Origin of the sequence: Sphingomonas sp. (assembly GCF_035317925.1) — a bacterium.
Classification (GTDB): domain Bacteria; phylum Pseudomonadota; class Alphaproteobacteria; order Sphingomonadales; family Sphingomonadaceae; genus Sphingomonas_I.
In genome coordinates this window covers 1-15,650 of the sequence record NZ_DATHFV010000127.1, presented here as the reverse complement: position 1 = coordinate 15,650, position 15,650 = coordinate 1, and the positions used below count along the sequence as shown (strand labels likewise).

At 65.3% G+C, this 15,650-nt stretch carries 11 protein-coding genes; 4 read left to right on the top strand and 7 right to left on the bottom strand.

Annotated features, from left to right (window positions below):
* Positions 1 to 8 precede the first annotated feature (8 nt).
* Together VK533_RS09295 and VK533_RS09290 are read left to right on the top strand one after the other, a co-directional pair.
* Positions 9 to 887: an SMP-30/gluconolactonase/LRE family protein gene (locus VK533_RS09295; protein ID WP_324376711.1), complete on the top strand. Its 879-nt coding sequence runs from the start codon at positions 9 to 11 to the stop codon at positions 885 to 887.
* A 20-nt stretch (positions 888 to 907) separates the two neighbouring features.
* Positions 908 to 2,998, top strand: coding sequence for a LamG domain-containing protein (locus VK533_RS09290; RefSeq protein ID WP_324376709.1), 2,091 nt, complete (start codon positions 908 to 910; stop codon positions 2,996 to 2,998).
* A 31-nt stretch (positions 2,999 to 3,029) separates the two neighbouring features.
* Here VK533_RS09290 and VK533_RS09285 read toward each other — a convergent pair whose 3' ends face one another.
* The 6 genes from VK533_RS09285 to VK533_RS09260 all read right to left on the bottom strand — a co-directional run bounded on the left by VK533_RS09285 (position 3,030) and on the right by VK533_RS09260 (position 12,776).
* Positions 3,030 to 5,903 carry a TIM-barrel domain-containing protein gene (locus VK533_RS09285; RefSeq protein WP_324376708.1) on the bottom strand — a complete coding sequence of 958 codons (2,874 nt, stop codon included), beginning with the start codon at positions 5,901 to 5,903 and terminating at the stop codon, positions 3,030 to 3,032.
* Between the two features lie 91 nt (positions 5,904 to 5,994).
* Positions 5,995 to 6,852: a hypothetical protein gene (locus VK533_RS09280; protein WP_324376705.1), complete on the bottom strand. Its 858-nt coding sequence runs from the start codon at positions 6,850 to 6,852 to the stop codon at positions 5,995 to 5,997.
* Positions 6,852 to 7,694 (bottom strand): phytanoyl-CoA dioxygenase family protein, encoded by an 843-nt coding sequence (locus VK533_RS09275; RefSeq protein WP_324376703.1) that lies wholly within the window; start codon positions 7,692 to 7,694, stop codon positions 6,852 to 6,854. The genes VK533_RS09280 and VK533_RS09275 overlap by 1 nt, the downstream gene beginning before the upstream one ends.
* 24 nt (positions 7,695 to 7,718) lie before the next feature.
* On the bottom strand, positions 7,719 to 10,355 hold the full coding sequence (locus VK533_RS09270) for a glycoside hydrolase family 3 C-terminal domain-containing protein (RefSeq protein ID WP_324376702.1): 2,637 nt from the start codon (positions 10,353 to 10,355) through the stop codon (positions 7,719 to 7,721).
* Positions 10,356 to 10,371: 16 nt separating this feature from the next.
* Complete coding sequence (locus VK533_RS09265; RefSeq protein ID WP_324376700.1) at positions 10,372 to 11,877, bottom strand: family 43 glycosylhydrolase; 1,506 nt, start codon at positions 11,875 to 11,877, stop codon at positions 10,372 to 10,374.
* Positions 11,874 to 12,776 (bottom strand): SMP-30/gluconolactonase/LRE family protein, encoded by a 903-nt coding sequence (locus tag VK533_RS09260; protein ID WP_324376698.1) that lies wholly within the window; start codon positions 12,774 to 12,776, stop codon positions 11,874 to 11,876. The genes VK533_RS09265 and VK533_RS09260 overlap by 4 nt, the downstream gene beginning before the upstream one ends.
* Before the next feature lie 72 nt (positions 12,777 to 12,848).
* Between VK533_RS09260 and VK533_RS09255 the strand changes: the two genes are divergently transcribed.
* Positions 12,849 to 13,859 (top strand): zinc-binding alcohol dehydrogenase family protein, encoded by a 1,011-nt coding sequence (locus VK533_RS09255; protein WP_324376696.1) that lies wholly within the window; start codon positions 12,849 to 12,851, stop codon positions 13,857 to 13,859.
* A 4-nt stretch (positions 13,860 to 13,863) separates the two neighbouring features.
* Positions 13,864 to 14,838, top strand: coding sequence for an aldo/keto reductase (locus tag VK533_RS09250; RefSeq protein ID WP_324376694.1), 975 nt, complete (start codon positions 13,864 to 13,866; stop codon positions 14,836 to 14,838).
* On the opposite strand, the gene VK533_RS09245 is transcribed toward VK533_RS09250, so the two are convergent.
* Positions 14,835 to 15,650 (bottom strand): cellulase-like family protein (locus VK533_RS09245; RefSeq protein ID WP_324376692.1); only part of this gene is annotated, 816 nt, incomplete at its 5' end. The genes VK533_RS09250 and VK533_RS09245 overlap by 4 nt on opposite strands.

Here is a 15,650-nt window from a genome sequence, read left to right as displayed (position 1 = left end):
CGGCGTGCGTGAACAAACCGAAACGGCTGCTGGCCGGCGGCGATATCGTGGGCGAGAGCGCGGTATGGAATGCGGCCCGGCAGGAACTGCTGTGGGTGGATATCGTCGGGCGGCGTATCCAGACATTGAACCCGGCTACCGGCGAACACCGCGTTTGGCGCACCGCCGACCTCGTCACCTCGATCGGGCTGTGCAGGACCGGACATGCGATCGTCGGCCAGCGCAGCGACGTCGCGCTGTGGGACTTCGAAGACAATTTCGAACGGCTCGCGGCGGTCGAGCCGGCCCTGCCCGACAACCGGTTGAACGAAGGCTGCGTCGGACCCGACGGTGCCTTCTGGGTCGGCACGATGCAGGACAATATCGCCCGCGACGGAAGCCCCAAGCCGATGAACCGCAATTCCGGCGCTTTCTACCGCATCTCGGCCGACGGGAATGTGGACCAGATCACGCCGCGCGACTTCGGTATCTGCAATACGATGGCATGGGACGATCAGGGCCGCTTTCTGTGCGCCGACACGCTCGCCAATACACTATACGCGTTCGACTATGCCGATGGCCGCCTGTCCAATCGCCGCTTGTTCGCAACGCATGCGCGCGGCTTGCCCGACGGGTCGGCGCTCGATGCGGAAGGCTATCTCTGGAACGCGCGCGTCGGCGGAGGCTGCATCGTGCGCTTCGCGCCGGACGGATCGGTGGCGCAGGTGATCGACCTGCCCTGCGCCGCCCCGACAAGCTGCACCTTCGGTGGGCCCGAATGGCGGACTTTGTTCGTCACGTCGGCCCGGTTCGGGCTGCCGGAGGATCGCAAGCATGGTCTCGACGAAGGCGCGATTTTCGCCATCGAAACCGATGTTGCGGGCCGGCCCGCTTATCTCTTCGGTTGATCGCACGGAGCCACGAAATCATGTTCCCCACTTCACGCTTCGCGCTGGCCGTTGCCTTGCTTGCTTCCTCGGCTCATGCGGCGCCGGCCACGCTGGCGCGTTTCGCATTCGATCCTGCCGCGAAGCAGGTCGTCGAAACAGTTTCAGGCGATCGCATCGCCCCCGCCGGATCGTTCGTCGCCAGCGAAGGCCCGCGAGGACCGGCGATCAGGCTCGACGGCGATACGACCTCGCTGTCGGGCAAGGCGATACCGCGCCTGCTGGACGGTGGCGCGTGGGCGATATCGGCCTGGTTGCGGCTTGACGCCTTGCCGTGGAACGACGCGCCGATCCTCGATCAAAAGACGCCGGAAGGATCGATCTTCTTCGGGGTCGATCCGTGGGGCCACCTGATCGCGCAGCGCGCGACCACGGGCACCAAGGCCGGCCGGATCATATCCCAGGAACGAGTGGACGCACGTGCCTGGGCGCTAGTGACTTTGTCCTATCGGAACGGCGCGATGACGCTGGGCATCAATGGCGTCCCCGCGCATGCCGGCGCCGCCGATCCCGCTCTGGAGCAGGCGAGCGGCGCGGTCACGCCTTTGCTGATCGGCCGCCTGCGCTCGCCCGCGCTCCCCTTCCCCTCGAACGCGATCCACCCGATCCTTCCCGTCTATTTTTCGCTCGAAGGGTCGATCGGCGACCTCGCGGTGTACGATCAGGCATTGTCCGCCGCCGAAACGCGGCGGCTGATGGCGGGCATCAAGCCCGCGCAGTTGGCCCCGGCGCCGGCACCGCCGCTGCCCCGCTGGCAGGGGGGTGCCGGCCCGTTCGGCGCGTTCAAGACCACGCTTTCCTATGACGCGAGCTGGGATGCGCCGCGCCGGGTTGGGCCGGATGCCGATGTCGTCGTGCGTTTCCCGCAGGCGCCGATCCAGCTCATCTTCTGGCAGGGCGCCAATTACATCCCGGCCTGGGTGACCGAGAATGGGCGCTGGTACAGCGACGAGTTCATGGAGATTTACGGCAAACCCCGCTGTCCGGACGGCGAGGATTGCGAGCCGATGTCGGACAAGCAGGTCCGCTATTCGCACGTCGAAATCCTCGAAAGCACGCCTGCCCGCGCTGTCGTCCACTGGCGCTATGCCCTGTCGGAGGTCGAGAATGCCCGGCTGGCCGATGCGCCCGATCCATCGGCCTGGGGCGCGTGGGCGGATGAATATTGGACGATCTATCCCGATGGCGGCGCGGTCCGCCGGCAGGTGCTGTGGACCGACAATCCCGGGCGCGAGGCGAGTGAATTCCAGGAATCGATCATCATCATTCCGGCCGGCCAGACGCCTGAAGACAATCTGAACCTCGACGCACTCAGCCTGGCCAATCTCAAGGGCGAAGCGAAGAGCTTTACCTGGCCGCAGCGGACCGCGACCGACTTCGCCAAGCCGCGCGGCGCGGACCATTTTACCGGTCTCGACGATCCCATGATCCAATGGGTCAACCTGCAGTCGGACTGGAAACCGTTCCAGGTGGCGAGCAGCGGTCCCGCCAAGTTCGAGGGCATCAATTGGGAGCCTTCGATGTCGTCGTTCGAATGGTGGAATCACTGGCCGGTCGCGCAGATAAGATCGAGCGGCCGCCCGGCGCTGACCTCCGACCGCCCGAGCCACACGTCGATTTCCCACATCGCCTGGCCGATCTGGGAGAAGACCGACCAGACGATCAGCCGCGTGCTGATGACCGGGCTGACCACCGGCTCGGCCGCCAGCCTCGCGCCGCGCGCACGATCGTGGCTCACACCGGCGCCGGCATCGTTGCGCGGCGCCGGCGGCACCATTCGCTACGACCAGACCCAACGCGCCTATGTGATCGAAGGTCTGACGGCGTCGGGACCGATCGAGATCGAACTCAACGCGGATGTTCAGCATCCGTTGGTCAACCCGGCGTTCGTGATCAACGGATGGCAGGGCGAAGTCAGCACCATGCTGAGCAACGACAGCGGAGCGATCCACGCGGACGTGCAGATTGGGCAGGTACAGCGGCTCGAGGGCAGCTCCCTGATCGTCTATGTGCCGCTGGAAGCGACGGGTCGAACCCGGCTCACGCTTTCGCCGGCTCCTCGCGGCTCCTGATCGAAACCATCTTACTGGATCGGCGGCCGGCTCACTTCCTCGTGATCGTCAGCGGCGCGCCGGTATAGGTCACCTCGGCGTCATAGCCGTTGTCGTCGGTCACAGACTTTCCGGGGCTCACCCACCGCACCCGGACGATGCGGCTGGTGGGCATGCCCTGCCAGGCCCTGCCCTCGCGCGCACCCAACGTGACGGTGCGGCTTCGGTCATCATAGGCGATCGGCAAGCGGCTGAAGGCGCCGGACTTGTACTGTTCGCTCGTCCCGTCATCTTCGTAGAGCGAGAAGCGGCCGTCGGCGCCGGTGTAGACCGTGATTGTGAGCGGCGCGTCCCGCACCTGATCGACATGCTGCATCGCCGGCCCCATCGGCACGATGGCACCGGCGCGGACGAACAGCGGCATCCGCTCGAGGGGCGCATCGACCTGGGCGGTCTCGCCGCCGCGATAGGTGCGGCCACTCGCGAAATCGTACCAGAGGCCGGTGCCGGGGAAATAGACCTGCCGGGTGCGCGCCTTGTACGCGGTGACGGGCGCCACGAGAAAGGCGTCGCCGAACAGATATTCGTCGTTCAACTTGCGCGCCGTCCGATCGTCGGGAAAGTCCGCGACCAGGCCGCGCATGATGCTGCCATCGTGCACGTATGTGTCCGCGCCCAGCGTGTAGATGTACGGCATCAGCCGATAACGCAGCCGGTCGTACCCGATCATTGAGGCCCGCATCGGCGAGCCTTCCGGGCTGATCTCGTAAATCTCGCGATACGGATATTCACCGTGGCTGCGGAACAGCGGGCTGAAGGCTCCGAACTGGAACCAGCGCAGGTTGAGCTCGCGCCATTCGTCGAGGTCTTCCGGCCTGGGAGCCTTGGCCGAATAGCGGTCCTCCAGCGCAAACCCGCCGATGTCGTGCGTCCAGTTGGGCAGTCCCGAGATCGAGACGTTCACGCCCGCCGATATCTGCGCCCGGAGATCGTACCAGCGGCTGGCGACGTCGCCCGACCAGATCGCCGCGCCATAGCGCTGCAGGCCGCCGAAGCCCGAACGGGTGAGGATGAAGGGGCGGACGTCGGGCTTGAACGCCGTCCAGCCGTCGAAGAAGGATCGCGCATGCATCAGCGGGAAGCTGTTGAAGAACTGCGCCGCCGGCCCCATCGCCGTCGGACCCATGATCGCGGTCCGGTCCGCGATCGAAATGTTGGAATGCATGTCGGGCTCGCTCGCGTCGGCCCACCAGGCGTCCACGCCGAGCTTCGCCAACCGCTCCTCGACCTGCCGCCAGAAGATGCGCCGTCCTTCCGGTGCATAGGGATCGTAATCGGTGCTGGTGTAACCGGGGCCGACCCAGTCCTTGTTCCCCATGCGCAAATTGCCCTGATAGACGAGGCCCTTCGCCGCGAACTCCTGGTAGGTGTCGGTCGTCGGATAGAATTTCGGCCAGACCGAGATCATGAAATGCGCGCCGGCGGCGTGGATCTTCGCCATCATCCCCTGAGGATCGGGGAAGCGTGTGGGGTCGAAGCGATGGCTGCCCCAGCTGTCGTCGCGCCAGTAGCGCCAGTCGAGCACGACATTGTCGAGCGGAATTCCGAGCTTGCGATAGGTGTCGACGACGCCGGTTACGTCGTCGGCGGTTTCGTAGCGCTGGCGCGACTGCCAGAAGCCATAGGCCCATTTGGGCATCATCTCGGACTTGCCGGTGAGCTGTCGATAGCCAGCGACGACCGCATCGATGCTGCCGCCGGGCACGAACCAGTAATTCTTCGCCTGCGCGACATCGCTCGTGAACCACACCGAATGGCGATCGGGCGGGGACAGAGGGTCGCTGTGGAAGAAGGCGATGTAGCCGGCGTTGGGCTGCCACTCGATGCGGATCGCGGCGGGCTTGCCGGCCGTCAGCGGCAGCTCAAAATTGGCGAACCAGGGATTCCAGTTCTGCCGCCAGCGATCGAGCACCAGCCGGCCGTCGACATAGACCTTGTAATAGCTCGATGCGTAGAGCTGGAACTTGTGGACGCCCGAGACCGTCGGCGTCATTTCGCCGGTCCACACCACCGTCTGCTTCTGGACGGCGTTGCCCGCCGTATTCTGTCCGCCGACCGCCGCGACGGTGCTGGCATTGGCGGCTGCGGGCCACGTCCCCTTGTCCTTGATGAACTGATAGTCGATCGTCGTTTCTTGCCGGGTGACGACGGGCTTCCCGTCGAGAAAATATTGCGCGGTGAAGCCCGGCCGGCCTTGCGACGTGACCTTCAGCCCCTCGCCCACCAAGTCGTAGGGCCTGGGATTGCCGAACCGGCTGATCCCGTCATTGTCCCAGAGCAGGCCATAGCCCTTCGTCGAGACGAGGAACGGAACCGCGATGTCCATATTGTGCTGGGCGAGTTCCACGTCCTCGCCATTATAGTCCATCTGCATGTTCTGGTGCTGGCCGAGGCCGTAGAGCCCCTCGTCCGTGCCCCGGTTGAATTGCTGCGAGACGCTGACGAACGGCTTGCCGTCCGCGCTTGCTTTCCGGAAGGTCGGTTGCCCCGCCTCCGCGAGCAGAACATGCCCATCCGGATCGAGGAAGCGCACCCGCCCGGTCTCGAGATCGACGTCGGCGGTCGCGCGTTGCGCGCGAAGCTCCACATGCCCCCGTGCCTCAATGACCGAAAATGCGCGGGCTCGCGGCGGCTGCGGCGCCATCAGGCTCGGCGTGAGGATGTTTCCGGCAGGCAGCTTTGGCGTCGCGATGACGTGGATGATGCCGTCGGCGTGGACGGTCAGTTCGATCCGGGACGTCGGACCGTCCGCCGGCGTCACCACGATGCCGGAGTCGATCTTCTGATAAGCGCCGTGAAGCGCCGCGGCCTGCACGGACGAAACCGCGCTGCCGATCAAAAGCCCCGCAATCCAGGCCCTGCCCATCCCTGCCTCTTCCTTCTGCTCCGCCGCGCTTGTCGGCAGCGTTCGTCCCGACCTTCCGGCCGATGGTCGACTAAATAAGATCGGTCCGTTGCTACGCGAATGCGTGCTGTCGCTCTCCGACAGCATTGGCTTCAAACCAGTCGCGAGCAAGACGCGTCAGCACCATCGACTGCGACCAGCGATCCGACAGTTCGCGTCCGCCCAGCGTCCGCCCGTAATAGATCGCCGGCGCCAGCAACTCCGGCGCGAAGCGGAACGTGGCATCGGCGCCGTGGCGTCGGTGGTAGCTGTGGAAGACGGCACTGCACATGGTGCGGAAATGCTGCACGAACGGCAGCTCCTGCGCCGTCTCGACCGGCCCTATGTCGACCTGCATGCACCCGGGATCGCCGATCCGGCCATGCATGAATTCAACGCGATCCACGATCGGCGCGATGAAGGCGAGCTTCCGGTCGAGGCCGCCGTAGACGAATTCGAGCCCGGTATACCAATGGGAGAAATCCGCGTTGAACCGCAGATCGGGAAAGCGCTGAACGAAGCCGACGCTGCGCCAGATATCCTGAAAGAGCGTCGCCCGATGCGTCTCGACGAACAGCGGAACGTCGTGCCGGATCGAGGCGTCGAGTATGGCGCCGAGCAGGCGCGCGGCTTCGTCGTCGTCCTCAATGCCCCAGCCGACATGGAGCGTCAGGCATTCCAGCCCATGACGCCACGCTTCGCCAGCGAGCCGCTCCGCATCCTCGACCGCATTGACCCGCCCGCTTCCGCACACGCGCAATCCGGCCGCAAGCGCCGCTTCGACGAGCGTCGGATCGAGCGGCTCGATGAACTGAACGCCATCATAGCCGGCGTCGCGGATCGCCCGGATCCATCCTCCAGCCGGCTCGACGAGGCCGTCGAGTGCGAGCCAGTGCATGTAGCTCGCGAAGCGGGAAAGGCCCCCCCGCATCAGCGCGCCGCGAGTATCCGCGCGCTCTGATCCGCGCCATCGTCGAGCCAGGCCGCATCATCGATGGCGCCCGAAAAGCGGCGCTCGCCCGCATCCCGGATCGCGCTGTCCGGCACGATATCAAGCGGCGTGTAGCGGGGGTGGTGGGATTCCTTGTACGGGTCGTTCGATCGCGCATTGTAACAGCAGATCATCGACCAACGCGGATTGTCGGACCGGTTCTGATCCGAACGATGCAGCATGTTGGCGTGGAAGTAGAGCACGTCGCCGGGCTCCATTTCGACATGCACCAGTTCGAGGCGCTTGAGGATCTCATCGACGCGATCCTGATCCGCCCCCGCCTGATCGCCCGTGAGCACATGCTCGATCCGCCCGAGCTTATGCGATCCGCGAATGACCTGGAGGCAGCCATTGTCGCGCGTGGCGCGATCGACTGCGATATAGGCGCTGGTCAGATTGGGGGAGAGCACCCCGTTCTGATACCAATAGCCGTAATCCTGATGCCACGCCCAGGCGCCGCCGACCTTGGCGTCCTTCATGATCATCTTCGAATGATAATGATAAGGCTCGTCGCCGAGCAGCTTGGCCGCGCTGCCGACGATCGAGGCGGACCGGGCGATCATGCCGTAGATGGTGTCGGTCGGATGATTCCACAGCGACAGCCGGACGACCCCGCCCTCGCCATCATCCTTCCCGAACGATTTCTGGTCGAGCACGCGATCCTCGCGCGATGCGCGCGACAGCAAGCCGATCTCCTCGGCATCCAGCATGCCACGGACCAGGACATAGCCGTCCGCGTGATAGGCCGCGACGAGATCGTCCGCGATGACACCTTTTGACACTCTAACGTCTCCCAATGAAATGACTCAGCGCGGCAATGTGACGGTGCCGACCGTGTTGAAGCTGCCGTCCACGCCGGGGGCGCCGCTCGCAGGCTGGCCGCCGCCGATCCACAGCCGGTATCCGGCGGGCGAAACGCGCATGCGGCCGTCCGCGTCCGCCAAGGCGAGATCGCGCGGCGACAGTGCAAAACGGACGGTGCGGGTCTCGCCCGGCTTGAGATGGACGCGTTCGAAACCCTTCAGCGAGCGCAGCGGCGCGCCGGGACGGGCCGGGGTCGAAAGGTAGAGCTGGACGACTTCATCGCCGGCGCGCTTGCCCGCGTTGCGGACGTTCACCCTCACGAGCTGCGGCTTGCCGGCGGCGACCTTCGCTGTGCCGAGCTTCAGCCCGGAATATTGGAACCGCGTGTAGCTGAGGCCGTGCCCGAACGGATATTCCGGCTTGCCCGCAAAATAGCGGTAGGTGCGGCCCGCCATCGCATAGTCGCCGAAGGGCGGCAGCTGATCGACCGAGGTGTAGAAGGTGACCGGAAGCCGGCCCGACGGATTGACCGCGCCGCTCAGCACCTCGCCGATCGCTTGACCGCCGCGCTCGCCGCCATACCAGGCCTGGAGGATCGCGCCGGCCTTTTGCCCGGTCGATCCGAGCGCCACCGCCGAGCCCGTCTCAAGCACGATCACGAGCGGCTTGCCGGTTGCGGCGACGCCATCGATCAGCTTCAGCTGCGCCTCGGGCAGCGCCAGCGAGGTGCGGTCGCCGCCGTTGAAGCCGGGGATGTGGACCGGCATCTCCTCGCCTTCCAGCCAGGGGACGAGGCCGACGAACGCCACCACGACATCGGCATCGCGCGCGGTGCGCACGGCTTCGTCGAGCAACGCATCGCCCGGCGCGTTCCAGGCGAGCGTCACACCCGCCGAGAAACGCGGCGACTGGTGGCTGTAGGAGAAAGTGAACCGGTGCGGGCTGGTGTCGGCGAAATGGACCTTGATCGCCTTGCGCGGCTGCCCGAAATCCTCGCAGGTCGAGCTGGCGCGGAACGCATCCTCGCCCTCGATCTCAAGCGTGTAATTTTCCTTGTCCGCGCTCGGATCGCACCGGCGATCGGCGATCTCGAAACTGTAGTCGCCCGGCGCGGGCGCGGAGATCGTGCCGGTCCAGCGGACGGAGAAGGCATTGGGATCGACGCCCGGCGCGGGCGCGGCCGCGTTCCAGTCGAAATCCACCTGGCGGTCGACCCGTGTCGCGACCACGGGCCCTTCGAACTTCGTGCCGTTGTAGAACGTAGCGCGAAGCCCTTGGCCGAAGACCGTCCTTGGTACAGGCAGGGCGACGGTGTCGACGAACGGGGCACCCTGCGCATAGGCGATCCGCCCGGCGCCGAACGCCTTTTCCAGGCCGTCGATCGGCAGGACGGGGGCGGTCGGCGTGCCTTTGTAATTGCCTTCCAGCGCGATCAGGGATGTCGCGCTCGGCCCCACTACGGCGATGCGTTGTGCCTTGGTCGCGAGCGGCAAAATCCCGTCATTCTTGAGCAGGACGATGGATTCGCGCGCGGCCCGCAACGCGAGCTCGCGGTGCGCCATCGTGTGGTTCACGCCGATCGGAATGCGCGAGAAGGGCACGTTCGCGGCCGGATCGAACATCCCCAGCCGGATGCGCGCGGTGAACAGCCGTTCGAGCGACGTGTCGAGCGTGCTTTCGGTGATCAGCCCCTGCTTCACCGATTGCGCCAGATCGAGATATTCGTCCTTGAACGCGCAGGCGGTGTCGGTCCCCGCCTTGACCGCCATCGCGGCGCCTTCGGCGTTGGTCTTCGTGAAATGATGCCCGGTGGTGATGTCGTCGATCGCGCCGCAATCCGACGTGACGAATCCGTCGAAACCCCAATCGTGCCGCAGCGTGTCGCCCAGCAATTCGGGGTTGGCGCAGGCCGGCTTGCCGCCGATCGCATTGTACGAACACATCAGCGAATGGGCGTGCCCGTCGACCACCGTGCGCCGGAAAGCCGGCAGATAGGTTTCGTTGAGATCGCGCGGGGACGGATCGACATTGAAGCCGTGGCGCAGCGGTTCGGGGCCCGAATGAACCGCGAAATGCTTCGGCGTCGCGATCGCCTGCAGATAGTGCGGATCGTCGCCCTGAATCCCCTGCACGAACTCGGTCGCGAGCACGCCGGTGAGGTACGGATCCTCGCCCAGCGTCTCCTGACCGCGGCCCCAGCGCGGATCGCGGAAGATGTTGATGTTGGGCGCCCAGAAGGTCAGCCCGAAATAGCGGTCATGGTTTCCCGCGCGCTGCGCTTCATTGTACCGCGCGCGGCCCTCGACCCCGATCGTCTCGCCCTCGGCATGCAGCAGCGGCTTGTCCCACGTCGCCGCCATGCCGATCGCCTGCGGAAAGATCGTCGCCTCGCCGCCGCGCGCGACGCCGTGAAGCGCCTCGTTCCAATATTCGTAGGATGGCACGCCCAGCCGCGGAATCGCGGGCGCCGCATTCTGCATCTGATGAACCTTCTCGTCCAAGGTCATGCGATGGACGAGATCCTGCGCGCGCTTGGCGACGGGCGCGGCGGGATTCAGGTAAAGCTGCGCGAGGGCCGGCATCGCGGCCCCCGCCAGCAATGCGGCGGCGGCGGCTTTTCGAATGATCCCACGATCCACGATGCAATCCTCTCGCTTATTGTTTTTGAACGGCCCGGTCGAAACCGAACCATGTGATATTGAACAGGTGGCCGTTGGCGTCGCCGCCCTCGCCGCGCGCGACCAGCGCCAGATCGTGCCGCCCGCGCGTCAGCGGCGCGACCTTCGCCTGCAGGATGCGATAATCGGTCGCGCCGCCGGTGAAGCTCACGGGCAAGGTGGCCACCAGCGGACCCGCCGGATTGTCGAGCCGCACCTCGATCGCGGCGGCGCGCAGCGCGCGATTTTCCGAACTGGCTTCGACATGGAAACCCGCCGCGCCTGTACCGAAATCCACGTTGCGGAACAGCAGATAGCCCGCCGGCTTCAGCTTCATCTGATATTCGCCCGCGAGCCCCTTCTCGCCCGTGACGCCGCTGCGGACATGGAATTCCGCCGCCTCGCGCCGGGGCGCGAATGCATCCAGCGTCAGGTGCGCCACGCCCGGCGTGCCGACGCCCTTGTCGCGCTCCGGATGGACCGGCCGCAACGATCCATCAGCCTGCACGACGAGCTCCGTCAGCGCGACCTGGCGATGGTGATCGGGGGCATAAGGGATCACGTCATCATACGGCACGTGATAAGCGAGGTAGCTGTGGCCGCGATAGGTACATATGCCCTGTTGCGTCGATTCCTGCCCGCCCGGCGCCGGGTAGATCAGCGTCCGCGGCGGCGCCTTGTCGAACGGGCCGAACATGCTGTCGGCGCTTGCATAGCGGACATAGGATCCTTTCGCCTCGCAGCGCGAGCCCTTGTCGTCCTTGTAGGCGATCCAGGTCAGCAGCCAGCGCCCGCGCACCTTCAGCAGGATCGGGCTTTCGTAATATTCGAGATTGCCGCACGCATCGCGTTCCGGCGCCTGCAGTCTGCGCGGCGCCTCGGCGAGTTCGGTCATGTTCGGCTTCAGCCGCGCGATCCAGACCTCGTGCTTGTCGGTGTCGCCCGCGCCCCACATCAGATAGCGCGCGCCGTCGTCGCCATGGATGACGTACGGGCTCAGCCCCTCAAGCGGCTTGCCATCGACGTTGCGCATCGGCCCACCGAAGACGTCATGGTAGGGGCCGTCGATCCGGTCGGCGGTGAACACGCCGATATCGAAACGGCCATAATTCGCCTCGGACGCGGCGTTCATCCGAAAGGGGGCATAAGCATAGAAACGGCCGTTGGCGGGAATGGCGGCATCGCCATCCCACAATGCGCCACCCGCATTCCACGACACGTCGCGCGACGTCAGGATCGATCCGTGATCGACCCAATTGTCGAAGTCCTTGGTGCTGTATGCATGGTAGGCGTACATGCCTTTGTAGAAGCTGTTGTCGCGCTTGAAGACGGCGGTGAACGGATCCTGCGTCGCGATCAGATAGAAGGTATCGCCGATCTGGCGGCAGGTCGGATCCGAGTTGAACAGATAGCCCGGCGTGATCAGCTTCTGCGCCGGACTCGATGGTGCCGCGGCGGCGGCAAGCGCGAGCAAAGGCATCCGAAGAAGACGCGATATTTTCACGCGAGCCTCGCGGGCCGCGACGGCAGGCCCAGCACGCCCGTTTGCAGCGCCAGCAACGCGCCGGACAGAGGCGCGCGTTCAAGCAGGGCATCGCTCAGGCCGATCCGCGCGGACGTGACGTAGAGCGTCGACAGATCGCCGCCCCCGAAACAGAGCGATGTCGGCCTTGGCACCGGCAGTTCGATGACCCGATCGACCCGGCCATCCGGGTTGTAACGGGTCACGCGCCAGCCATCCCAATGCGCGCTCCAGACGAAGCCGTCGGCATCCACCGTCAGTCCGTCGGGCGCGCCATCGAGTTCCGCCAGGGTCGCGAAAACCGTCCGCGCGCCGAGCTCGCCGGTCGCCATGTCATACGCGTAGCGCCAGATCGTGCGGCGCATCGAATCCGTATAATAGAACCACGCGCCATCCGGGCTCCAATCGAGCCCGTTGGACACGCCGATACCGGGCAAAACGGGCGCAAGCCGCACCCCGCCGTCCAGTCGATAGAGCGTGCCGGAATAGATTTCCTCCGCATCATCGGTCGTACCGAACCAGAACCGGCCCGATCGATCGCACTTGCCGTCATTGGGGCGATTGCCGGGCAGGTGCGGTTCGATCGGCGCGATCAGCCGGCGCTTGCCCGTTGCCGGGGTGAGGCGCTCGACCCCCTGCCGGCTGATGCAGAGCATGTCCGCGTCCCCCTCGATCGGCACGATCACGGAAGGATTGCCGGCAAAGGGATGCGTGCGGCCACCGCGCCTTTCGTCGAACGCCAGCAGGGCATCGCCCTTGATGTCGACGAACCATAATGTCTGGCTGCGCGTGTCCCAGACGGGCCCTTCGCCCAGCAGGCAGCCCGCGTCCCACGCACACCGGGGAAAAACCTCTTGCTGCATCGCCTCTCGCGTCTTCAAGGACGTTGTTCTCCTCGTCATTGGCTGGTATCGCTATCATACAGGTTTTGACAAGCTGATAATGGAGGTTTGATGCGTTCTCTCGTCTGTCGTGAGCCCGGAGCGCTCGTTCTGGAGGAACGGCCGAAGCCGGTTCGGGGCGCCGACGAGGTGCTGATCCGCATCCGCCGCGTGGGCATTTGCGGCACCGACATCCATATCTTCAACGGACGCCAACCCTATCTTTCCTACCCGCGCGTGATGGGTCACGAGTTCGCCGGCGAGGTTGAAGCGGCGCCCGGCGACAGCGGATTCAAGCCCGGCGATCGGGTCACCGTCATGCCCTATCTTTCCTGCGGCCATTGCTCCCCGTGCCGCGCCGGCAAGACCAATTGCTGCGTGAATCTGGAGGTTCTGGGCGTTCACCGCGATGGCGCGCTTGCCGATTATGTGAGCGTTCCGGCCCGGTTCGTGATGCGGGTCGACGGCCTGACGCTGGACGAAGCGGCGATGATCGAATTTCTCGCCATCGGCGCCCACGCGGTCGGCCGGGCCGATGTGCAGGCGGATGAACGCGTTCTCGTCGTCGGAAGCGGCCCGATCGGGCTGGCGGCCGCGCTCTTCGCCAAGCTCCGCGGCGGCCAGGTGACGGTGCTGGACGGCAGGTCCGATCGGCTGGATTTCGCGCAGCGGAGCATCGGCGTCGCGCATGCGGTGCTGCTGTCGGACGAAACGCCGGCACGCCTGTCGGAACTTACCGACGGCGAATATTTCGACGTGGTTTTCGACGCGACCGGCAATTCCAAGGCGATGGAGGCGGGGTTCCGCTACGTCGCGCACGGCGGGAAATATGCGCTGATTTCGGTCGTCACCTCGGACATCACTTTTTCCGACCCGGAATTCCACAAAAGGGAAACCACCTTGCTCGCCTGCCGCAACGCCACGCAGGGCGATTTCGATACGGTCATGGCGGCGATGCGGGCAGGTCAGGTGCCGACCGCTGCATTCGCCTCACACCGTACGACGCTCGATGAAATGAGCGCCACGCTGGAAAAGTGGATCGAACCCGAAAGCCATGTGATCAAGGCGCTGGTCGAGGTTTGATCCGATGCAGCTTCCGCGGTTCGGCATGGGGTGCAGCGCGCTCGGCAATCTTTATCGCCCGATGGACGATGCCGATGCGACCGCAACGGTCGGTCAGGCACTCGATCGCGGCATCGCCTATTTCGACGTCGCGCCCCATTATGGGTTCGGACTGGCGGAGCATCGTCTTGGTCGGGCGCTGCGCAGTTTCGGCGCGGAAGACCTGACGATATCGACCAAGGTCGGGCGCCTCCTCATCCCGACCAGCGACACGCGGCCACGCCATGGCTTCGTCGACGCCGAACCGTTCGAGCCGGTGTTCGATTACAGCCATGACGCGATCCTCTCATCGCACGAGGTCAGCCTGCGACGATTGGGCCTCAACCGGGTCGATCTCTTGCTGGCGCACGATCTTGGTGCGGCCACGCATGGGGACGAAGCGGACCGCCACACGGCGAGTTTCCTGAACGGCGGCTATGTCGCGATGCGGCGCCTGAAATCGGAAGGCCGCGTGTCCGCGATCGGGATCGGCGTGAACGAAACCGCGATCTGCGAACGCCTGCTCGACGAGGTCGCGCTCGACGTGATCCTGCTTGCGGGCCGCTACACCCTGCTCGAGCAAGGCGCGCTTCCGCTGCTCGACCGATGTGCCGCGCTCGGCGTCCAGGTCATCGTCGGCGGGCCCTTCAACTCGGGCCTGCTGGTCGAGACATCGGGCCCGCGCCACTATAATTACGAGGCGGCCCCGCCTGAGATCCTGGAGCGGGTCGATCGGCTTGCCCGCATCTGCTTCGCCCACGCGGTCGAATTGCCGGCGGCGGCGCTGGCTTTCCCCCTGGCCCACCCGGCGGTCGCCTGCGTGCTGCCGGGCTTCGCGGCCCCCGCACAGGTCGATCAGTTCGCGACGTGGCGCAATCAGGCGATCCCGCGATCTTTATGGTCGGGACTCAGGGCGGCGGGTCTCGTCGAGCCCAATGCGCCTATGCCAGGTTTGCGTTAGATCCGGTTCCAGAGCCGGCCCGATTTGAGGTCGGCGGCGATCGGGCCGGACCGGATCAGGCTGGTCATTTCCTGATGCCAGCGCACGTCGCGCCACATGCCTTCGAATTGCGGGCCGCAGAAATTGCTGGTGGCGATCGCCAGCCAGCGGCCCGTGCCGGACGCGGTGGTGACACCGACCTTGCACAGATCCTTGATCCACGACCATTCCAGCATCGGCCAATCCTTATAGTCGACGAGCGCCCAGCATTCGGTCGTGATCAGCCGCATGCCGGCCTTGCGGGCTTCGTCGCCGAGCGCGAGGATGCGATTGCGCAACAGGCCGGTCCAATAAGCGGGACGCGCGCGATAGGCCGGCTCCGCCTTGAGCGCGAGGTTGCGATAGCCCTTCAGGTCGAAGCGTTCGTAATTATAATCGACCTCGCGATAGAACTCGTTCTTGTTCTGCTGCGACATCCACACATGATGCTCGAACAGGTCGAAAAAGCTGAGATCGTGATCGAGATAGGCCTCGGTATTCTCGTTGCAGAACGAGAAGAGGAGCGGCAATTCCGGATGTGCGCGACGGATCGTCTCGATCGCGTTCCGCATATAAACGAGCGAGGCGGGCTGGTACCAATCCCCGCTGTTCTTGCCGGGCTCGAACCACGGCGCCCACACATCGAGCGGCCATTCGTTGCAAAGGTCGACATAGAGAATCGTATCGAGCAGCCCCGCCGTGCGAAGCAATTCGAGCGTCCTGATCCACCCGGCGACATGGCTGTGCGGGGTGATGCCGCTGCGCACCCCGTCCGTATCCTCGCGATACCAGCT